Source organism: Mycobacterium sp. IDUB_21, from assembly GCF_055419425.1.
Map to the genome: position 1 here is coordinate 151,367 of NZ_JBVAXQ010000004.1, position 20,053 is coordinate 171,419.

Here is a 20,053-nt window from a genome sequence, read left to right on the forward strand (position 1 = left end):
CAACAGGCCCCGCCCAGGCTGGCTGGGCGGGGCCTGCGCTGTCAACTCCCCCGCGGCGCAATCCGACAAGCACCGCGGAAGCCCCGACCCGCGCGAGTGTGCGTGTCCCCGGCCGACACGCCGTGTGCCAGGCCGTTTCTACGCACCCTCGCGGCGGAAATTCCTAGTGGAACTGGCCCTCTTCGGTCGAGCCCGCCAGCGCCGTGGTCGACGACGTCGGGTCCACGGTGGTGGCGATCCGGTCGAAGTAGCCGGCACCGACCTCGCGCTGGTGCTTGGTGGCGGTGTAGCCGCGCGCCTCGGCGGCGAACTCGCGCTCCTGCAGCTCGACGTAGGCGCTCATCTGGTTGCGGGCGTAGCCGTGAGCCAGATCGAACATCGAGTAGTTCAGGGCGTGGAAGCCGGCCAGCGTGATGAACTGGAACTTGAAGCCCATCGCACCCAGCTCGTTCTGGAACTTCGCGATGGTCGCGTCGTCCAGGTGCTGGCGCCAGTTGAACGACGGCGAGCAGTTGTAGGCCAGCATCTGGTCGGGGAACTCGGCCTTGACGCCCTCGGCGAACTTCTTCGCCAGCTCCAGGTCCGGGGTGCCGGTCTCCATCCAGATCAGGTCGGCGAACGGGGCGTAAGCCTTGGCCCGGGCGATGCACGGCTCCAGGCCGTTGTTGACCCGGAAGAAGCCCTCCTTGGTGCGCTCACCGGTGATGAACGGCTGGTCGCGCTCGTCGACGTCGGAGGTGATCAGGGTGGCGGCCTCGGCGTCGGTGCGGGCGATCACCACGGTCGGCACGTCGGCGACGTCAGCGGCCAGGCGGGCCGAGGTCAGGGTGCGGATGTGCTGCTGGGTCGGGATCAGCACCTTGCCGCCCAGGTGGCCGCACTTCTTCTCCGAGGCCAGCTGGTCCTCCCAGTGCGAGCCCGCGACACCGGCGGCGATCATCGCCTTCTGCAGCTCGTAGACGTTGAGCGCACCACCGAAACCGGCCTCGCCGTCGGCGACGATCGGAGCCAGCCAGTTGTCCACCGAGGTGTCGCCCTCGACCTTGGCGATCTCGTCGGCACGCAGCAGCGCGTTGTTGATCCGGCGCACCACCTGCGGCACCGAGTTGGCCGGGTAGAGGCTCTGGTCGGGGTAGGTGTGGCCGGACAGGTTGGCGTCACCGGCGACCTGCCACCCGGACAGGTAGATCGCCTTCAGGCCGGCCCGGACCTGCTGGACGGCCATGTTGCCGGTCAGCGCGCCCAGCGCGTTGATGTAGTCCAAGTCGTGCAGCTGCTCCCAGAGCACCTCGGCGCCGCGGCGGGCCAGGGTGTTCTCCTCGACGACGTGGCCCTGCAACGCGACGACGTCGGTCGCCGAGTAGGTGCGGGTGACGCCCTTCCAGCGCGGGTTGTGGTCCCAGTCGTGCTGGATCTGCTCGGGGCTCTTCGGCGTGCCAACGGTCGACATGGCGACTCCTTCATGTTCGCGCGATCGCCGGGCCGCTTCTCGGATTTGCCAACACCCCGACGGATTCACTGGTGTGTTAATGCGACCTTGACACAACACATCAGCCCAGGTCCACTGGTTTTAATTGCCAATTTTGGCAAAACAGTACGACCGTTATGCGAAGTTTGCGAAGAATTTTCCGGATAACCTGTCACGGAATCCATCCGACAAGCTACCGACGGGTAACTTATCCGCACAGGTCAGCAGCGGTATTAGCAGTACGCCTGTACTGACTAGAACGTGTTACAGCGGGAAGATCGCGGCGACGGCTTTGACCTCTTCGCCCACCACGTATGTGAGCGTTCTAACAGTGCGATCGACCAGTCCCGACCCGAACCGGTCGGTCGATCCGGCCGGGTGGACATGGGAGACGATCTCTAGTTTGTCCCCCAGTGCGACCGCGGCGTCGTGTTCCAGGGTGACCCGCAGCGGTGCCGCGAGCAGTTCCGGATAGCTCGACAGGTAGTCCTCGACCACGCTCCAGTACACCGAGTTGTTCATGTGGTCGAACAGGTCGATGTCGGTGAACCGGATCGGATACTCGTGGATCTCGGCCGCGCCCTCGCGGCCACCGGCTTGCAGATAGGCCTTCCAGCGCAGCCGGTCGACGGTGGTGGTGCGCTTCAGCGAGGCCAGGAAGTCATCCGACATCCGCGCCGGCCCCTGCGTCTCGCGGTTGATGTTGATCCAGAACGCCTCCGATTCGACGAGGCCGCCACCGCGCTTCCCGTCGATGCGGACCCGCATCTCACACCAGCGGTTGGAGGTGCCCGAGCACCAGCGCCGAACCCGCAGCATGTCCTGGAACTCGATGGGTGCGATGAGGTCCATCATCGTGCGTCGAACGATCCAGAGCGGATGAGTGGCTTGGTGTCCCATCTCCCGCAGCTGATCCTGACCGATGTCCTGGATGTGCCGGGCGGCCGCGTCCATCCGGAGCCGGCCGCGGCGGTCGATGTCGGCGACCCGCAGCGGCCACTGCCGGTCGAACACATCGGGGTGTGGGTCCGGCACCGGCATCAAGACCTTGGCCAAACCGGTCGGCTCACCTGTCTGCTGCATCGATGCTCCCCGTAGTTTTCCCGTGAGCGATCATGCCATGCCAATTATGCGAATACCGCCTTCGCAGCAGGTAGGGTCGGCCCAGTGGCCAAGACTTACGTCGGCGCCCGGGTGCGCCAGTTGCGCAGCGAGCGCGGGTTCAGCCAGGCCGCGCTGGCGCAGATGCTGGAGATCTCACCGAGTTACCTCAACCAGATCGAGCACGACGTTCGTCCGCTGACGGTGGCCGTGCTGCTGCGCATCACCGAGGTCTTCGGGGTGGACGCCACCTTCTTCGCCTCCCAGGACGACACCCGGCTGGTTGCCGAGTTGCGTGAAGTCACCATGGACCGCGACCTGGATATCGACGTCGAACTGACCGAGGTGGCCGAATTGGTCAGTGCCCACCCCAAATTGGCCCGCGCGATGGTCAACCTGCACCGTCGCTACCGGATCACCACGGCGCAGTTGGCCGCGGCCACCGAGGAGCGCTACACCGACGGCAGCGGCACCGGCGCGATCACCATGCCGCACGAAGAGGTCCGCGACTACTTCTATCAACGGCAAAACTACCTGCACGAACTCGACACCGCCGCCGAGGATCTGGCCACCCGGATGCGAAGGCACCAAGGTGAATTGGCGGTGGAGTTGGCCAACCGGCTCACCGAGGTACACGGCGTGCACATCAACCGCCGGATCGACCTGGGCGAGGCGGTACTGCACCGCTACGACTCGACCACGCGGACCCTGGACATCTCCAACCACCTGTCGTGGGGGCAGCGGGTGTTCAAGATGGCCGCCGAGCTGGCCTACCTGGAATTCGACGACCAGATCTCCGCGATGGTCGAAGAGGGCAAGTTCACCTCGAAAGACTCACGCACCCTGGCCAGGCTGGGGCTGGCCAACTACTTCGCGGCGGCGATCGTGCTGCCCTACGGGCAGTTCCACGACAGCGCCGAGACCTTCCGCTACGACATCGAGCGGCTGTCGGCGTTCTACCGGGTGAGCTACGAGACCATCGCCCACCGGCTGTCCACCCTGCAGCGGCCGTCGATGCGGGGTGTGCCGTTCTCGTTCGTACGTGTCGATCGAGCGGGAAACATGTCAAAACGCCAATCGGCCACCGGTTTTCACTTCTCCTCCAGCGGCGGCACCTGCCCGCTGTGGAATGTCTACGAGACGTTCGGCAACCCGGGGAAGATCGGCGTGCAGATCGCCGAGATGCCCGACGGCCGCAAGTACCTGTGGGTGGCGCGCACCGTCGAGCGCCGCGCCTCCCGTTGGGGCCAGCCGGACAAGACATTCGCGATCGGGCTGGGTTGCGAACTGCGCCACGCCCACCGACTGGTCTACTCCGAGGGCCTGGATCTGCACGGCGATAACGCCACGCCGATCGGGGCGGGTTGCCGGGTCTGCGAACGCGATAACTGCCCGCAGCGGGCGTTCCCGGCGCTCGGCCGTGACCTTGATCTCAACGAACACCGCAGCACGGTGTCGCCGTATCTGGTAAAGCAACAGCGGTGAACTCTCGCATCCCCGAAGCCCCCGGCCTGCGCGACCTCGGTCTCGTCAATTGGCTGGTCTGCAAAGTCGTCGCCCGTCGCCAGCACGTGCCCCGGGCGCACCTGTTCACCACACTCGGCCAGCACAGACGATTGATGTGGTCCTGGCTGCCGTTCGGCGGGGTGCTGATGCGAGGCGGCAAGCTCTCCACCCGCGACACCGAGTTGGTGATCCTGCGGGTGGGCCACCTGCGGGACAGCCGGTACGAACTGCAGCACCACCGCCGGATGGCCCGGGCGGCCGGTCTGGACGACGCGACCCAGGACCGCATCTTCGAAGGCCCCGGCGGCCCCCATTTTGACCAGCTCACCGACCGCCAGCGCGTCATGCTGACCGCGATCGACGAACTCGTCGGCACCCGCACCCTCTCGGATGCCACCTGGGGGGAGTTGTCCACGCAGCTGGATCGTCCCCGGCTGATCGAATTCGTCATGTTGACATGCCAATACGACGCGCTGGCCGCGACCCTGAGTGCGCTGCGGGTGCCGCTGGATTTCGACGAGTAGCTGAGTGACGGAGACCGTTCGGCACGACCTCGCCATCGCCGGGGGCGGGACGCTGCTGATCGCTCTTGTGCTGATCGTGGTCGGCCGGCTGCTGGCGCGCCAGGGTGCCGGGCCGCTGGTGACCCGCAAGATTCCACACGCACTGTGCGGGCTGTTCGCCGCGGTGGCCGCGTTCCAGTTGAGCAACGGAGCGGTGGTGGGTGGCGTGCTGGCCGCCGCGACGGCGGCGTTGGCGTTCATCGTGGAGCGGGGTCTGGTTCCCGTGCCCGGGGTCTTCGACGGCACCAGGGCTCGCGACTACGGACTGGTCGGGTTCGCCGCCGGGGCGCTGCTGGCGGTGGTGGCCTTCTGGCCGGATCGGGTTGCGATCGCAGCGGGTGTGGTGGTGCTGGGCCTGGCCGACGCCGGTGCGGCGCTGGTCGGGGACCGCTACGGGCGGCACCGAGTGGAAGCCGGCGGCGGCGTGCGCTCCCTGGAGGGGTCGGTGGCCTTCGTGGCGATCGCCTTTGCGGTGTCGCTGGTGTTCTGCCGGGCCGGCCTCGAACTGAACTCGTTTATGGCAGTCGCGGTCTCGTTGTACGTCGCCCTCACGACGGCGGCGGTCGAACTGCTGGTGTGGCCGGCGGCGGACAATCTGCTGATCACGCCATGGGTTGCGCTGCTGTTGCATGTCGCTCGTGATCTGTCGACGGACGACGCGCTGCGCTGGCTGGCCGCGGCCGTATTCGGCTGCGCCATCGTGCCGTTCATGCTCCGCATGCGCTGGCTGGATCTGCCGGGAGCGCTGTGCGGCGGCCTGATCGCCGGTGTCGCCGTCGGTCTGGGCGGGTGGGCGTGGATCATCCCGGCTGCCGTGTTCTTCTCGCTGACCAGCGTGCTCACCGCATATCGCCGGCCCAGCCGGACCGAGGGCATGCGCACTATGAGTCAGGTCGCGGTGAACGCGGGCCTTCCGGTGCTGGTCCCGGTGATCGGCTATGCCCTCACCCGCGACCCGCTCTGGTACGCCGTCTCCATCGGCGGGATCGCGGCCGGCATCGCCGACTCGTGGGCGTCGGAGATCGGCCGTTTCTCCACCCGCGAGCCGGTTTCACTGCGAACGTGGCAACGGGTGCCCAAGGGCACTTCCGGGGCGGTCTCCCCGCTGGGTTCTGCGGCGACGGTGCTGGGGGCGCTGGCAGTAGGCGCGTTCGGTGCCCTGTTCGGCGGTCTGGCGATGGTGCCCGTCGGCCTGGCAGCGGGAATCATCGGCTCCCTGGTGGACACCCTGATCGGCGCCACCGTCCAAGCTCGCTTCGTCTGCGGATCGTGTCGGACCACGGTGGAGGACCGGTTGCACTGCGGAACGCCGACGCAGCCTTCCTCGGGCTGGCGGTGGGTGGGCAACGACGTGGTCAACGCCTGCGCGAATGTGACGGGGATGGTGACCGCGGTCGGGGCTTTCCTGCTGTTCGCCGGCTGACCCGGCGACATCTGCGCATCCAGGTATTCGACGCCGAAAACTGGCGGCGCACTCCGCCCTGCGAGGCGTAGGGTCAACTCAAGTGTTGAGCCACCAGCACGTTGTCCGTCCGACCTCGGTCGCTTCCGACAGGACCAACAGTGGCAGCTTCATTCGACGCAGGATCCAAAGCCGAGTCCAAGTGGCTGGCGAAGTCCGCGAATCAGATCCGCGGATCAGACAAAGACGAGGTGCAGTTCCACTACGACATCTCCAATGACTTCTTCAAGCTGTGGCAGGACCCGTCGCAGACCTACAGCTGCGCGTATTTCGCGCGCGACGACATGACGCTGCAAGAAGCACAGCTGGCCAAGATCGACCTGTCGTTGGGCAAGCTGGGCCTGCAACCCGGGATGACGTTGCTCGACATCGGCTGCGGGTGGGGCTCCACGATCATGCGAGCGGTCGAGAAATACGACGTCAACGTCATCGGCCTGACGCTCTCGGAGAACCAGAAGCAGCACATCGAGGAGAACTTGTTCGCGAACTCGACGAGCGAGCGCCGGATGGAGGTGCGGTTGCAGCCGTGGGAGGAGTTCGACGGGCAAGTCGACCGGATCGTGTCGATCGGCGCGTTCGAGCATTTCGGCTTCGGTAAATACGACGACTACTTCAAGAAGACCTTCAACTGGATGCCCGACGAGGGGGTGATGCTGTTACACAGCATCATCATTCCCAGCGACGAGGAGATACAGGCCAAGAAGCTGCCACTCACGATGTCGCGGGTTCGGTTCATCAAGTTCATCATGGATGAGGTCTATCCCGGCGGGCGCCTGCCGCTGGCCGCACAGATCAGCGACCACGCCACCAAGGCGGGATTCACCATCACGCGCGAGCAGCACCTGCAACCGCATTACGCCCGCACCCTGGACACCTGGGCGGCCAACCTCGAGGCGGGAAAGGACGAGGCCATCACCATCACGTCCGAGCAGGTGTACGAGCGGTTTTACAAGTACCTGACCGGGTGCGCGGATCTGTTCCGCGTCGGCTACACCGATGTCGCGCAGTTCACCTGCGAGAAGATGCCCGCTTAACCGGGCTTTCCCGCGGGCATCCCGTTCCAGAGGGTAGGCAGGAGGTCAGGCAGATGGCCGACACGACGTCGGGTGCACCGAAGATGGCGGTGGCCTACGAGGATGTGCAGGCTCATTACGACATCTCGAACGATTTCTTCGGCTTGTTCCAGGATCCGACGCGGACCTACAGCTGCGCCTACTTCGAGCGCGAGGACATGTCGCTGGAGCAGGCGCAGATCGCCAAGATCGATCTCGCCCTCGCCAAGCTGGATCTCGCACCGGGGATGACCCTGCTCGACATCGGCTGCGGCTGGGGCTCGGCGATGCGGCGGGCGATCGAAACCCATGACGTCAACGTGGTGGGGCTGACGTTGAGCAGAAACCAGTGCAGCCTCGGCCAGGCACTGCTGGACGAACTCGACACCGGCCGCTCGCGCCAGATTCTGCTGCGCGGCTGGGAGGAGTTCGAGCAACCGGTCGACCGCATCGTCAGCATCGAGGCGTTCGAAGCCTTCCCCAAAGAGCGCTACGCCGCGTTCTTCGAGCTGTGCCACCGCCTGATGCCCGGTGACGGGCGGATGGTCCTGCAGACCATCATGGGCCACCCACTGAAGCGTTGGCCGGAAATGGGCATCCCGATCACGATGACCGACCTGCGGTTCATGCGCTTCATCGCGAAGGAGATCTTCCCCGGCGGCTCGGTGCCGTGCGACGACGACATAATCGAATACGCAGCCGCCGCAGGTTTTTCGGTGGCCGGCCGCAAAGACCTGACCCCGGATTACGTACGGACCCTTCAGACCTGGGCGACCCGGCTGCAAGCCCACCGTGACCAAGCGATCGTGGTGACGTCCCCGGAGGTTTACGACCGGTACGTGAAGTACCTGCTGGGCTGCGCGGATTTCTTTGCGCGCAACGTCAGCTACGTCGCCCAGTTCACCCTCACCAAGGGGACATAAGGGTCAGAAGTTGATCATGTGTCCGGCCAGGCCGTGGAAGCACTCCTGCAGCGCCTCGGACATGGTCGGGTGGGTGTGCACGTTGCGCGCCAACTCGTTGGCGGTCAGGTCCCACTTCTGCGCCAAGGTCAGCTCCGGCAGCAGCTCGGACACGTCGTGGCCGACCAGGTGCCCACCGATCAGCTCACCGTATTTGGCGTCGGCGATCAGCTTCACGAAACCGCTCGGGTCGCCCATCCCATGTGCCTTGCCGTTGGCGGTGAACGGGAACTTGACCACCTTGACGTCGTAGCCCTCTTCCCTGGCCTGCTCCTCGGTGAGGCCGAAGCTGGCCACCTGCGGTTGGCAGAAGGTGGCGCGCGGCATCATCCGGTAGTCACCGAGCGCCATCGTCTCGGCCCCACCGATGGTCTCGGCGGCCACCACGCCCTGCGCCTCGGCGACGTGCGCCAGCTGCAGCAGACCGGTGACGTCACCGATGGCGTAGATGTGCGGCACCGAGGTCTGCAGATACTCGCCGACGCCGATGGCGCGCCGCTCGGTGAGCGCCACCCCCGCGGCCTCCAGCCCGTAGCCGTCGACGTTGGGAGCAAAACCGATGGCTTGCAAGACTTTATCGGTCTTGAGCTCTTCGGTCTGACCGTCCTTGCTGACTGTGACGGTGACCTGCGAGCCGTCATCTTCGATGCTTTCGACCTTGGTACCGGTGCGGATCTTCACACCCAGCTTCTTGAACTGCTTCTCGATCTCCTTGGACACCTCGGCGTCCTCGTTAGGTAGCGCCCGCGGCAGGAACTCCACCACGGTGACGTCCACCCCGTAATTGGCCAGGACGTAGGAGAACTCCATGCCGATGGCCCCGGCGCCGGCGATGATGATCGAGGCCGGTAGCTCCCGGCTCAGGATCAACTGCTCGTAGGTGACCACGTTGGCGCTCAGCGAGGTGCCCGGCACCAGCCGGGTGCTGGATCCGGTGGCGATGATCGCATGAGCGAAGGTGACGTTCTCGGTTCCGCCCTCGTTGAGCTCGACTGCCAGCGTGTTGGCGTCGGTGAACCGGCCGTAGCCGTTGATCTCGGTGATCTTGTTCTTCTTCATCAAGAAGTGCACCCCGGCCACCCTGCCGTCGGCGACCTTGCGGCTGCGGTCGAACGCCGCCCCGTAGTCGAAGGTGGCCTCGCCGCTGATCCCGAAGGTTTTGGCTTCTCTGGTGACGATATGTGCCAGCTCGGCGTTGCGCAGCAACGCTTTCGACGGGATACAGCCGACGTTCAGGCAGACCCCGCCCCAGTACTTCGGCTCGACGATGGCGGTGTTCAAGCCCAGCTGGGCGGCGCGAATGGCCGCGACATAACCACCGGGGCCGGCTCCGAGGACAACGACGTCGTAGTGGGTCACCTTGCCACCCTAACGGGTGCGGCCCGTCGCCCCCGGGCCGGTTCGGCGGCGTCGCCAGCGGCTGTCTACCGCCCGGACCAAATAAACCCGAGTTCGGACCCATCCACGCGCCGGGCCGCTCCGAATACCTCACGGGGGTGCTTCGGGGGTTCCTGATCCGGGCCACACCTCGCGACCGACACCGGGATACGAAAGGCCCATCCGATGACCCAGCGCCTAGAACCGCATTTTGCCGATGTCCAGGCTCACTACGATTTGTCCGACGACTTCTTCCGGCTGTTCTTGGATCCGACCGAGACCTACAGCTGTGCCTACTTCCAGCGCGACGACATGACGCTGCAGGAGGCGCAAGTCGCCAAGATCGACCTGGCGCTGGGGAAACTCGGGTTGCAGCCGGGAATGACGCTGCTCGACGTCGGGTGTGGCTGGGGTGCCGTCATGTGCCGCGCGATCGAACGCTACGACGTCAACGTGGTCGGCTTGACATTGAGTAAAAACCAGGCCACCCACGTCCAGAAATGCTTCGACGCACTGGACAGCAACCGCAGCAGACGCGTCTTACTGGAGGGTTGGGAAGGGTTCGACGAACCCGTCGACCGGATCGTGTCGATCGGCGCGTTCGAACATTTCGGTCACGACCGCTACCCGGCATTCTTCAAAATGGCCTTTGACGCCCTGCCGGCGGACGGCGTGATGCTGCTGCACACCATCTGCGGCCTGAGCCCAGATGACATCGCAAGACTCGGTATCCCGTTGACATTCGAAGCGGCCCGGTTCATCAAGTTCATCCTGACCGAGATCTTCCCCGGCGGGCGGCTGCCGTCGGTCCCGATGGTCGGAGAGCGCGCCGGGGAAGCCGGCTTCACCTTGACCCGCGAGCAGTCCCTGCAACCGCACTACGCAAAGACCCTGGACTGCTGGGCGGCCGCCCTCGAAGCGCGCCGGGACCAGGCCATCGCTATCCAGTCGCAAGAGGTTTACGACCGGTACATGAAGTACCTCACCGGGTGCGCGAAGATGTTCCGTCGGCGCCAGGTGGATGTCGTGCAGTTCACGCTGAGGAAGCTGGAAGCCCAGGTGAGCGCATGATCCCGTCACCGATTCCCGGACCCGGCAGGCAGCCTTTCTTCACCGAAGTTCAGTCCCATTACGACATGTCTGACGATTTCTTCGGCCTCTTCCAGGACCCGACGCGGACCTACAGTTGCGCCTACTTCGATGTGCCCGACGCCACCTTGGAACAGGCGCAGATCGCCAAGCTCGACCTGCACCTGGACAAGCTGGATCTACGCCCCGGCATGACGCTGCTCGACATCGGCTGCGGCTGGGGGTCGGCCCTCAAGCGGGCGGTCGAGCGCTATGACGTCAACGTCATCGGCCTGACCCTGTCGCGCAATCAGCGGGCGTACGCCCAGCGGTCGCTCGACGCCGTCGACAGCGATCGCAGCCGTCAGGTGCTGCTGCACGGTTGGGAGGAGTTCCGGCTGCCTGTCGACCGGATCATCTCGATCGAGGCTTTCGCGTATTTCGGCTACGCCCGTTACCGCAGATTCTTCGAGAACTGTTTTGCGATTCTGCCACCGGGCGGCCGGATGACGATTCAGAGCAGCGTCAGCTACCACCCCTACGACCTTCATGCCCGCGGAAAGAAGCTGACGTTCGATCTGGTCAAGTTCATCAGGTTCATGACCACCGAAATCTTCCCGGGCGGCCGGCTGCCCACCACTGAGATGATGATGATCCGCGGTGTGGAGGCCGGATTCGCGCTACCCGAAGTGCTCTCACTGCGACCGCACTACGTCAGGACCCTCAAAGTCTGGGGTGATGCCTTGGCCTCCCACCAGGACGAGGCTCTAGAGATCACCTCCGTCGCCGTGTATGAAAGGTATATGAAGTACCTGCGTGGCTGCGCTTATTACTTCGACGACGACAACCTCGACTGCAGCCTGCTGACTTACCGCAAACCGACCACCCGATGAGCGGGCCCGCGCAGCTCGACAACCTGCACGTCCTGTTGGGTCAAGTCGCCGACCGCGACGCCGACGCGTTTGCCGAGTTCTACGACCGCACCTGCGCGCGGGTGTTCGGGTTGGTCACCCGATTGGTCCGCGATCCGGGCTACAGCGAGGAGACCACCCAGGAGGTCTACTTGCAGGTCTGGCGCAACGCCGCGAAGTTCGATCCAGCGGCCGGCTCGGCACTGGCCTGGTTGTTGACGATCGCGCATCGCCGCGCCGTGGACCGGGTGCGCGCCGAACAGGCCGCCGGACGGCACGACGCGCGCTATGCGTCCGCCACCATCGAACCTCCGGCCGACGTGGTGGTCGAGTCAGCGATTCTCCGTGAAGAGCGTCGCCGCGTGACCGAATGCCTCGACGCCCTCACCGACACCCAGCGCCGCTGCATCGATCTGGCCTACTACGCGGGCCTGACCTATGCCGAGGTGTCGACCCGGCTGGCCGCCAACCTGGCCACCGTCAAGTCCCGAATGCGAGATGGGTTGCGCTCCTTGCGGAATTGTCTGGGTGCGTCATGACCGGCCCCGCGGATTTCGAACTGTCGACGCTGGCGACGCCCTACGCCCTGGATGCCGTCTCGGACGAGGAACGCTCTGCCATCGAACGACAGTTGGCAACCGCTTCCGCCGGCGAGGCCAGCGCTTTCCGCTCCGAGGTACGGACGGTGCAGGAGACGATGGCGGTGGTATCGGCCGCTACGGCGCTCGACCCGCCGCCGGCACTGCGCGACCGGGTACTGGCGATGGTCCGGCCACGCCAACAGTTCCGTTGGCGGGCAGCCGGTTTCGTTGCAGCTGCCGCAGCCGCGGCAGCCATCGCCTTCGGCGCCGGAGTGGCGCTGCGGCCGACACCGACACCCGCGATGGCCGAGCAGGTGTTCACCGCACCGGATGTGCGCACGGCCAGTGGCGAAGTGCCGGCGGGCGGAACCGCCACCGTCGTCTATTCACGCGACCGGAACGCCGCCGTGCTGGTGATGAACAACGTGGCCCCGCCCGCCACCGGCACCGTCTATCAGATGTGGCTGATCGAGGATCAACAGCCACGGTCGGCGGGCACCATCGGCCCGCAGGCTGTGCGTCCGTCGACCACCGAGGTCATCCGCGATCTCGGTGGTGCTGGGACATTGGCCTTCACCATCGAGCCAGGCAGCGGATCCGAGCAACCGACCGGGCAGATTTTCATCGCGTTGCCGCTCGGCTGAGTCGCGGCGGGTCCTGGCAGCTGAACCCGCGACTCAGTACGGGATGACTCCGCCGACGCAGCGGCTCACGTGCTGGCAGAAATAGTGGCCGTACAGCGGCGCCGCGGCGACGGCCGACGCGAAGACCGCCGACATCAGCGCGATCGCCACCGCCGACACCAGCGGTCGCTCCCCCACCATCGCCAGGATCAGCCCGGCGACGATGCACACGGCCGCATAGACCACCACGACGAAGACCGCCGGTGTCTTGTCGGCCACCGAATACCACCAGGAGAACAGTCCCAGCCCGATCCCGGCCGCCGGGATCCAGACCGCGAGCAGCACCAGCGCCAGCTGCCACCACTTCAAGAACCGGTATTGGCCCGCCAGCACGACCGACTTGGACGACATGGCCGACTTGGACGGCTTGGCCGGCGCGGCCCCGGCCTCCGGTTCGTCCGGCGCCGGCTCCGCCTCGAGTCCGAACGCCGGTTCGGGCTCGGGCCCGTCGGGCGGTCCGGGCAGCGGGGTGGGATGCGGGCCGGTCTCGAAGCTCGGCGGCCAGTGCGGCTCGGTCAGGGGCATCGCCCCAGTGTCGGTGGTCTCAGGCACTTGAGACCACCTGAATCGCCGCCAGGGCCCCGAACCAGCCGACGGCCAGCGCGAGCAGAAACGCACCCAGTCCGGTTACCCAGCGGCGCGAGGAGACGAACACCAGCACCAGCCCCGCGATGCTGGGGCCGCCGAGCACCAAGGCGATCGCGGCATCCGGGCGCAGCGGTGCGGAGACCAACAGCGTCATTCCGATCCCGGTCAGGACGCCGACGGTGGCTCCGACCAGCATGACGCTGCTCAACACCCAGGGGCGCGGCAGCGGGATCACACCAGCAGATTTTACGACCGCAAACCCGCTCAGCGCGGTAGCGACCCGGTGATCAGCGGGACTATGTCCAGAGCAGCATTCTCGTCGTCGGTGAAGGCCCGTGCGCGCGACAGGAACCGCAGGCCCTCCGGCGCCTCCAGGCTGAAGCCGGCGCCGCGGCCGGGCACCACATCGATGATCAGCTGGGTGTGCTTCCACGCCCCGAACTGCGGCCCGGAGATCCACACCGGCGCCCCGCCGGCTGTGTCTTCCAGCACCCCGAGCAGCACGTCGTGGTCGCCGACGATGAAGTCGCCGTCGGGGTAGCACATCGGCGCCGAACCGTCGCAGCAGCCGCCGGACTGATGGAACATCACCGGGCCGTGCCGGGCCACCAGCCGCTCCACCAGTTCGGCCGCCGCATCGGTGATCAGCACCCGGGGCGGCGCGTCCATCAGAACAGGCCCATCAAAAAAGACCTTGTGCCGTCTGGGAGTAGGACACCAGTAGGTTTTTGGTCTGCTGGTAGTGGTCGAGGACCATCTTGTGGTTCTCCCGGCCGATGCCGGACTGTTTGTAGCCGCCGAATGCGGCGTGCGCGGGGTAGGCGTGGTAGCAGTTGACCCACACCCGGCCGGCCGCAATGTCGCGGCCGGCCCGATAAGCGGTGTTGCCATCACGGCTCCACACCCCCGCGGCCAGCCCATAGAGAGTGTCGTTGGCGATCGAGATCGCGTCGTCGTAGTCGGTGAACGAGGTCACCGAGACCACCGGGCCAAAGATCTCCTCCTGGAAGATCCGCATCTTGTTGTGGCCCGCGAACACGGTGGGCTGCACGTAGTAGCCACCGGAGAGCTCCCCACCGAGCTCGGCACGCTCCCCGCCGGTAATGACTTTGGCGCCCTCGCCCTTACCGATCTCGATGTAGGACAGGATCTTCTCCAGCTGGTCGTTGGAGGCCTGCGCGCCGATCATCGTGGCGAGGTCCAGCGGGTCGCCCTGGCGGATCGCCTTGGTGCGGATCGCCGCCAACTCCAAGAACTCCTCATAGATGTCGGCCTGGATCAGCGACCGCGACGGGCTGGTGCACACCTCGCCCTGATTCAGCGCAAACCCGGCAAACCCCTCGAGAGCCTTGCCCTGAAAGTCATCATTGGCCGCCAGCACATCGGAGAAGAAGATGTTGGGACTCTTACCACCCAACTCCAACGTGACCGGGATGATGTTGTGGCTGGCGTACTGCATGATCAGCCGACCAGTGGTGGTCTCCCCGGTGAAACCGATCTTGGCGATCCGGTTACTCGACGCCAACGGTTTACCGGCCTCCACCCCGAATCCGTTGACCACGTTGATGACTCCCTCGGGCAACAGATCCCCGATCAGACTCATCAGAAACAGGATCGACGCCGGGGTCTGCTCGGCCGGCTTGAGCACCACCGCATTGCCGGCGGCCAGCGCCGGGGCCAGCTTCCAGGCCGCCATCAACAGCGGGAAATTCCACGGGATGATCTGACCCACCACCCCCAACGGCTCGTGGAAGTGATACGCCACGGTGTCCTCGTCCAGCTGAGACAACGCACCCTCCTGGGTGCGGATCGCCGCGGCGAAATACCGGAAATGATCCACCGCCAGCGGAATATCGGCGGCCAACGCCTCCCGGATCGGCTTGCCGTTATCCCACACCTCAGCGACCGCCAACTGCTCGGTGTGCTCCTCGATACGGTCGGCGATCTTATTCAAGATCGCCGCCCGCTGCGCCGGAGAGGTCTTGCCCCACCCCGGCGCGGCCGCGTGCGCGGCATCCAAGGCCAGGTCGACATCGGCCGCCGTCGAACGCGGGATCTCACAGAACACCTCACCGGTCACCGGTGTCGCATTCTCGAAATACTCACCCCCCACCGGCGCCACCCACCGCCCACCGATGAAGTTCCCATAACGCGACTCGTAACCCATCACTGCGCCCGCCGAACCCGGACGTGCGAAAACGCTCATCGGTACTGCTCCTTTGCCGTGGGTGTCACACCTCACACTACCGCCGCCGTCACAATGGTTTCCATGGCTTCCATGGCTACCGACACTCCGAACGACCCCCACCTGTGGCTGGAAGACGTCACCGGCGAGCAGTCTCTGGACTGGGTGCGCGCCCACAATGCGCCGACCGTCGATGAGTTCGCCGGGGACGACTTCGAGGCGATGCGCAGCGCCGCGTTGGAGGTGCTCGACACCGACGCCCGCATCCCCTACGTTCGGCGCCGCGGGGAGTTCCTCTACAACTTCTGGCGCGATGCCGCCAACCCGCGCGGGCTGTGGCGGCGCACCACACTGGACAGCTACCGCAGCGACGTCCCGGAGTGGGACGTGATCATCGACTTGGATGCAGTAGCTCGCGCCGACGACGAGAACTGGGTCTGGGGCGGCGCCAACGTGATCGAGCCAGAGCTCACCCGGGCGCTGGTGTCACTGTCGCGGGGCGGCTCGGACGCCGTGGTGGTACGCGAATTCGACATGATCACCAGAGAATTCGTCGGCGCTGATTCCCAGGGCTTCCAGCTTCCCGAGGCCAAGACGAGGATCGGCTGGGAGGACGAGGACACGGTGCTGGTGGGCACCGACTTCGGGCCGGATTCGCTGACCGATTCCGGGTATCCGCGAATCGTCAAACGGTGGCGCCGCGGCCAGCCACTCACCGAAGCCCAGACCGTGTTCGCCGGGCAGGCAACCGATGTTGCGGTGGGCGCAGGCCGCGACCGCACACCGGGATTCGAGCGCACCCTGATCTCGCGGGCCATCGACTTCTTCAACGACGAGGTCTACCAGCTTCGCGATGGCGAGCTGATCCGCATCGACGCGCCCACCGACGCATCGGTGTCGGTGCACCGGCAGTGGATCCTGATCGAGTTGCGCACCGACTGGGACACCGGCACCGCGTCCTACCGCGCAGGTTCGTTGTTGGCAGCCGACTATGACGAATTCTTGGCGGGCACATCACGCTTGAGTGTGGTCTTCGAACCCGACGCCCACACCGCGCTGCACCACTACGCATGGACTCGCGACCGGCTGATCCTGGTCACGCTGCGCGATGTGGCCAGCCGGGTGGAGGTGATCACTCTCGGTGAGTGTGACGACCCGCTGCGCCCGGCTTCGCCGAGCTTGCGGTCGTCACGCGGCGACTGGCAACGCCGACCGGTCACCGAAGTGCCGGCTAACACCAACACCGTCATCGCGGCCGCCGACGACACGGGCGACGAGATCTTCCTGGATTCCAGCGGATTCGCTCACCCGTCGCGGCTGCTTCACGGCCCGGTCGACGGCCCGCTGACCGAGATCAAGTCCGCCCCGGCCTTCTTCGACGCCGACGGCCTGGACGTCAATCAGTACTTCGCCACTTCGAAGGACGGCACCGCGATCCCGTACTTCGTGGTCCGCCCGATAGGCGCCACCGGCCCGACATTGCTGGGCGGCTATGGCGGATTCGAGGTGGCCCGCACGCCGGGCTACGACGGCGTGCTGGGCCGGCTGTGGCTGGCGCGCGGCGGCACCTACGTACTCGCCAACATCCGCGGCGGCGGCGAGTACGGGCCCGGGTGGCACACCCAGGCGATGCGAGCGGGCCGGCACCTGGTGGCCGAGGATTTCGCCTCGGTGGCAACCGATCTCGTCGAACGCGGCATCACAGGCGTGGCGCAGCTCGGGGCGGTGGGCGGCAGCAACGGTGGATTGCTGATGGGCATCATGCTCACGGCCTACCCGGAGCTGTTCGGGGCGCTGGTCTGCCAGGTGCCGCTGCTGGACATGCGCCGCTACCACCTGCTGCTGGCCGGAGCGTCCTGGGTCGCCGAGTACGGCGATCCCGATAACCCGGACGACTGGGAGTTCATCAGCAAATACTCGCCGTACCAGAACATTTCGGCCGACGCGACCTACCCGCCGGTGCTGATCACCACCTCCACCCGCGACGACCGGGTGCACCCGGGCCATGCCCGCAAAATGACCGCGGCGCTGGAGAAGATCGGCACGAAGGTCTGGTACTACGAGAACATCGAGGGCGGCCACGGCGGGGCCGCCGACAACGCGCAGGCGGCGTTCAAGTCCGCGCTGAGCTTCTCGTTCCTGTGGCGGATGCTTGACGGCGGGCGCTGACGAGTCAGGACTTGCGCAGCCCGCCCATCAGCGCGACGGCCACCCCGACCAGCACCAGGCCCGCTCCGGCCGCCAGGGCCACGTTGAGCCAAGCATGCAGGCTGGCTTCGGCCACATCCGCGACGGCGTCGGCGATCCGGCGGATGTCGCCGGTCGCCTGGTTGAGCACCTGGTTCAGGTAGCGCCGCGCCACCTCGATTCCCGACCAGCCCGCCGCACCCACCAACAGCCCCGAAACACCCAGGCTTGCCAATGCCCTGCCACGATGACGTGCCGCGGCGAGCGTCAGCGTCGCACACAAACCGGTCAGCGCCGCCAGCACCAAGCTCAACCACGGTCCCCACACCGCGAGCCGGTGTAACCCACCGGGACGCGCCACCTCCGTGGATGTCGGCGTCAGCGGCACGGTCATCGACGCCGGAAGCGCAATGTTGTAGTCGCCCAGCAGGGGCGCAAACGCCTTGTCCCGCAACATCGGCACCACGTCGATCTCCCAGGGACCGGTGTCCTCGCCGCTGAGCAGCCACTCATGTCCGTCCCGGTTGACCTGCACGAACTGGGCCGGAAACGACGGCCCGGCGGCGTACTCGGCGGCAGCCTCCCGCACCGGGGACGGGTTGATGGGGAAGCCTTGCGCACGGATCAGCCGCACCGCCTGGGCGCTGAGCTCAGCGGCAACCGCATCCTGCAGGGCCGGTTGGGCCGCGGCCCGCCGCGCCAGTCGCGCGTAGCCGTCGGCATCGAGGAGGTTGCACTGCGCCCACGCCGTCGGCAGCGTCACCGCAAGAGTCGCCGTGGTCAGCAACCAGAACAGTGCCGCCGTGAGGAAGCGCACTATTTCGCCGTGCGGCGCGGCCGCGCCAGTGCCATTCGGGTCATCAGTCCGTTCATCCGGGCCAGCGCCTTGAGCGAATTGTGGTAATAGTTGCCGCCCGCACCGACATTGGTGCGCGGTGCGACGACGGCCTCCTGCCGGCAGAACTTGCGGATCCCGTCGACGCCGCCGAAACGCGCCCCGATGCCCGACGTCTTCCAGCCTCCCATCGGGGCCGTCGTGCACATCAGGTTCGCGATCACGTCGTTGATGTTCACCGCACCGCAATCCAACTGGACTGCAATGTCTTTGGCTCGCCCCGTGTCGCTGGAGAACACCGAGGCGCTCAGCCCGTAGACGCTGTCGTTGGCGAGCCGGATCGCCTCGTCGACGCTGGCGACCTTCATGATCGGCAGGGTCGGGCCGAAGGTCTCCTCGGTCATGCAGGCCATCGAGTGGTCGACGTCGACGAGCACGGTTGGCGGGTAGAAGCTGCCCGGGCCGGTGGCGCGTTCACCGCCGATCAGCGCGCGCGCTCCGGCGGCCACCGCCTCCTTGACGTGGCGTTCGGTGACCGCGAGTTGCTGGTCGCTGATCAGCGACCCGAAGTGCTTGCCCTCGCCGGTGCCAATCTGCAGCGCCTGCACATCGCGGACCACCGCGGCAACGAACTTGTCGTACACCGGTTCCAGCACGTACACCCGCTCGACCGACACGCACGTCTGCCCGGCGTTGAACATCGCCCCCCACACCGCGGCGTGCGCGGCCAGGTCGATGTCGGCGTCCTCGCACACGATCATCGGGTCCTTGCCACCCAGTTCGAGGCTGACCGGCACCAGTCGCCGCGCGGCCCGCTCGGCCACCTTGCGGCCGGTGGCGGTGGAGCCGGTGAACTGGATGTAGTCGGAGTTGTCGATCACCGCTTCGGCTACCTCGCGTGCGCCCTGAACCACCGCGAACACGTCCGGACCGCCGGAGGCCTGCCAGCCCTGGCGAAGGAGTTCCGCGGTGAGCGGGGTCTGCTCGGACGGCTTGAGCAGCACCGCGCAGCCGGCCGCCAACGCGCCGATCGCATCCATCAACGCGTTGGCCACCGGGTAGTTCCACGGCGCGATCACGCCGACCACCGGCCGCGGCCGGTAGTGCACGGTGATCTTCTTGATCGCCATCAGCGGCAGCGCCGCCGGGCGGGCCTCCGGGGCCATCGCCTTATCCATCACCTTGATCACGTACGACAGGATCATGATCAGCAACGGCACCTCTTGCGCGGCGTCGGTGCTGGACTTGCCGGTCTCGGCGATCAGCAGTTGCTCGATCTCGTCGCGGTGCTCGCCGAGCCACACCGCGAAGCGGGCCATCGCCTTGGCCCGCCCCTTGGCGCCGCGCCGCTCCCATTCCCGCTGGGCGGTGCGCAGCCCGGCGGCGATCGATTCGACGTCGGACGGATCGGTCCAGCGGACTTCACCGGCAACTGCCCCGGTGGCGGGACTGAGCACGGTGTCGGTGCCGGACAGGGCGGTGGCAGGCGTGGTGGTGGTCATAGCGTCATGCTAGTCCCGGCTG

Annotated in this window: 18 protein-coding genes and 1 pseudogene; 10 read left to right on the plus strand and 9 right to left on the minus strand. The window is 66.3% G+C overall.

Going from position 1 to position 20,053, the window contains the following annotated elements:
* Positions 1 to 163 precede the first annotated feature (163 nt).
* On the minus strand, positions 164 to 1,450 hold the full coding sequence (gene aceA / locus ACZYY4_RS07930; RefSeq protein ID WP_463809192.1) for an isocitrate lyase: 1,287 nt from the start codon (positions 1,448 to 1,450) through the stop codon (positions 164 to 166).
* A gap of 282 nt (positions 1,451 to 1,732) precedes the next feature.
* Positions 1,733 to 2,551: an acyl-ACP thioesterase domain-containing protein gene (locus ACZYY4_RS07935; protein WP_463809194.1), complete on the minus strand. Its 819-nt coding sequence runs from the start codon at positions 2,549 to 2,551 to the stop codon at positions 1,733 to 1,735.
* A gap of 84 nt (positions 2,552 to 2,635) precedes the next feature.
* Here ACZYY4_RS07935 and ramB point away from each other — a divergent pair, with 84 nt between their 5' ends.
* From ramB to ACZYY4_RS07960, 5 genes are all read left to right on the plus strand, one after another.
* Complete coding sequence (ramB, locus tag ACZYY4_RS07940) at positions 2,636 to 4,054, plus strand: acetate metabolism transcriptional regulator RamB (protein WP_463809196.1); 1,419 nt, start codon at positions 2,636 to 2,638, stop codon at positions 4,052 to 4,054.
* Complete coding sequence (locus tag ACZYY4_RS07945; protein ID WP_463809198.1) at positions 4,051 to 4,599, plus strand: carboxymuconolactone decarboxylase family protein; 549 nt, start codon at positions 4,051 to 4,053, stop codon at positions 4,597 to 4,599. Before ramB ends, ACZYY4_RS07945 begins: the two co-directional genes overlap by 4 nt.
* Positions 4,600 to 4,603: 4 nt before the next feature.
* Positions 4,604 to 6,061 (plus strand): DUF92 domain-containing protein, encoded by a 1,458-nt coding sequence (locus ACZYY4_RS07950; protein WP_463809200.1) that lies wholly within the window; start codon positions 4,604 to 4,606, stop codon positions 6,059 to 6,061.
* 140 nt (positions 6,062 to 6,201) lie between these two features.
* Positions 6,202 to 7,134, plus strand: a complete 933-nt coding sequence (locus ACZYY4_RS07955) for a cyclopropane mycolic acid synthase family methyltransferase (protein WP_463809202.1) — start codon at positions 6,202 to 6,204, stop codon at positions 7,132 to 7,134.
* A gap of 53 nt (positions 7,135 to 7,187) precedes the next feature.
* Positions 7,188 to 8,075: a cyclopropane mycolic acid synthase family methyltransferase gene (locus ACZYY4_RS07960; protein ID WP_463809204.1), complete on the plus strand. Its 888-nt coding sequence runs from the start codon at positions 7,188 to 7,190 to the stop codon at positions 8,073 to 8,075.
* Between the two features lie 3 nt (positions 8,076 to 8,078).
* Here ACZYY4_RS07960 and lpdA read toward each other — a convergent pair whose 3' ends face one another.
* A complete protein-coding gene (gene lpdA, locus ACZYY4_RS07965; RefSeq protein ID WP_463809206.1) occupies positions 8,079 to 9,473 on the minus strand; it encodes a dihydrolipoyl dehydrogenase in 1,395 nt (464 codons plus the stop codon).
* A gap of 204 nt (positions 9,474 to 9,677) precedes the next feature.
* Between lpdA and ACZYY4_RS07970 the strand changes: the two genes are divergently transcribed.
* The 4 genes from ACZYY4_RS07970 to ACZYY4_RS07985 are packed head-to-tail and all read left to right on the plus strand — an operon-like array spanning position 9,678 to position 12,695.
* On the plus strand, positions 9,678 to 10,562 hold the full coding sequence (locus ACZYY4_RS07970; RefSeq protein WP_463809208.1) for a cyclopropane mycolic acid synthase family methyltransferase: 885 nt from the start codon (positions 9,678 to 9,680) through the stop codon (positions 10,560 to 10,562).
* On the plus strand, positions 10,559 to 11,452 hold the full coding sequence (locus ACZYY4_RS07975) for a cyclopropane mycolic acid synthase family methyltransferase (RefSeq protein WP_463809210.1): 894 nt from the start codon (positions 10,559 to 10,561) through the stop codon (positions 11,450 to 11,452). The genes ACZYY4_RS07970 and ACZYY4_RS07975 overlap by 4 nt, the downstream gene beginning before the upstream one ends.
* Complete coding sequence (locus ACZYY4_RS07980; RefSeq protein WP_463809212.1) at positions 11,449 to 12,009, plus strand: sigma-70 family RNA polymerase sigma factor; 561 nt, start codon at positions 11,449 to 11,451, stop codon at positions 12,007 to 12,009. The genes ACZYY4_RS07975 and ACZYY4_RS07980 overlap by 4 nt, the downstream gene beginning before the upstream one ends.
* The gene (locus ACZYY4_RS07985; protein WP_463809214.1) at positions 12,006 to 12,695 is read left to right on the plus strand and encodes an anti-sigma factor; all 690 of its coding nucleotides are present in this window, start codon (positions 12,006 to 12,008) and stop codon (positions 12,693 to 12,695) included. The genes ACZYY4_RS07980 and ACZYY4_RS07985 overlap by 4 nt, the downstream gene beginning before the upstream one ends.
* A 33-nt stretch (positions 12,696 to 12,728) precedes the next feature.
* On the opposite strand, the gene ACZYY4_RS07990 is transcribed toward ACZYY4_RS07985, so the two are convergent.
* The 4 genes and pseudogenes from ACZYY4_RS07990 to exaC form a co-directional block, all read right to left on the minus strand.
* A complete protein-coding gene (locus ACZYY4_RS07990; RefSeq protein ID WP_463809216.1) occupies positions 12,729 to 13,259 on the minus strand; it encodes a hypothetical protein in 531 nt (176 codons plus the stop codon).
* A gap of 19 nt (positions 13,260 to 13,278) precedes the next feature.
* Positions 13,279 to 13,557 (minus strand): putative holin, encoded by a 279-nt coding sequence (locus ACZYY4_RS07995; protein ID WP_463809218.1) that lies wholly within the window; start codon positions 13,555 to 13,557, stop codon positions 13,279 to 13,281.
* Positions 13,558 to 13,598: 41 nt separating this feature from the next.
* Positions 13,599 to 13,991, minus strand: a pseudogene (locus ACZYY4_RS08000) (DUF779 domain-containing protein); the annotation flags it as partial.
* A gap of 13 nt (positions 13,992 to 14,004) precedes the next feature.
* The gene (exaC, locus tag ACZYY4_RS08005; RefSeq protein ID WP_463809220.1) at positions 14,005 to 15,528 is read right to left on the minus strand and encodes an acetaldehyde dehydrogenase ExaC; all 1,524 of its coding nucleotides are present in this window, start codon (positions 15,526 to 15,528) and stop codon (positions 14,005 to 14,007) included.
* A 63-nt stretch (positions 15,529 to 15,591) separates the two neighbouring features.
* Between exaC and ACZYY4_RS08010 the strand changes: the two genes are divergently transcribed.
* On the plus strand, positions 15,592 to 17,676 hold the full coding sequence (locus tag ACZYY4_RS08010) for a prolyl oligopeptidase family serine peptidase (RefSeq protein ID WP_463809222.1): 2,085 nt from the start codon (positions 15,592 to 15,594) through the stop codon (positions 17,674 to 17,676).
* 4 nt (positions 17,677 to 17,680) lie between these two features.
* Here the strand turns inward: ACZYY4_RS08010 and ACZYY4_RS08015 are convergent, their stop codons facing one another.
* Together ACZYY4_RS08015 and ACZYY4_RS08020 are read right to left on the minus strand one after the other, a co-directional pair.
* Positions 17,681 to 18,511 (minus strand): hypothetical protein, encoded by an 831-nt coding sequence (locus ACZYY4_RS08015; protein ID WP_463809224.1) that lies wholly within the window; start codon positions 18,509 to 18,511, stop codon positions 17,681 to 17,683.
* Positions 18,511 to 20,031, minus strand: a complete 1,521-nt coding sequence (locus tag ACZYY4_RS08020) for an aldehyde dehydrogenase family protein (RefSeq protein ID WP_463809226.1) — start codon at positions 20,029 to 20,031, stop codon at positions 18,511 to 18,513. Before ACZYY4_RS08020 ends, ACZYY4_RS08015 begins: the two co-directional genes overlap by 1 nt.
* Positions 20,032 to 20,053: the final 22 nt, after the last annotated feature.

What these genes read in the sequence shown, in the direction of transcription:
- aceA (WP_463809192.1), bottom strand. Translation starts at nt 1,450, where the DNA reads ATGTCGACCGTTGGCACGCCGAAGAGCCCCGAGCAGATCCAGCACGAC.
- ACZYY4_RS07935 (WP_463809194.1), bottom strand. Translation starts at nt 2,551, where the DNA reads ATGCAGCAGACAGGTGAGCCGACCGGTTTGGCCAAGGTCTTGATGCCG.
- ACZYY4_RS07960 (WP_463809204.1), top strand. Translation starts at nt 7,188, where the DNA reads ATGGCCGACACGACGTCGGGTGCACCGAAGATGGCGGTGGCCTACGAG.
- ACZYY4_RS07970 (WP_463809208.1), top strand. Translation starts at nt 9,678, where the DNA reads ATGACCCAGCGCCTAGAACCGCATTTTGCCGATGTCCAGGCTCACTAC.
- ACZYY4_RS07975 (WP_463809210.1), top strand. Translation starts at nt 10,559, where the DNA reads ATGATCCCGTCACCGATTCCCGGACCCGGCAGGCAGCCTTTCTTCACC.
- ACZYY4_RS07980 (WP_463809212.1), top strand. Translation starts at nt 11,449, where the DNA reads ATGAGCGGGCCCGCGCAGCTCGACAACCTGCACGTCCTGTTGGGTCAA.
- ACZYY4_RS07985 (WP_463809214.1), top strand. Translation starts at nt 12,006, where the DNA reads ATGACCGGCCCCGCGGATTTCGAACTGTCGACGCTGGCGACGCCCTAC.
- ACZYY4_RS07990 (WP_463809216.1), bottom strand. Translation starts at nt 13,259, where the DNA reads ATGCCCCTGACCGAGCCGCACTGGCCGCCGAGCTTCGAGACCGGCCCG.
- exaC (WP_463809220.1), bottom strand. Translation starts at nt 15,528, where the DNA reads ATGAGCGTTTTCGCACGTCCGGGTTCGGCGGGCGCAGTGATGGGTTAC.
- ACZYY4_RS08010 (WP_463809222.1), top strand. Translation starts at nt 15,592, where the DNA reads ATGGCTTCCATGGCTACCGACACTCCGAACGACCCCCACCTGTGGCTG.
- ACZYY4_RS08020 (WP_463809226.1), bottom strand. Translation starts at nt 20,031, where the DNA reads ATGACCACCACCACGCCTGCCACCGCCCTGTCCGGCACCGACACCGTG.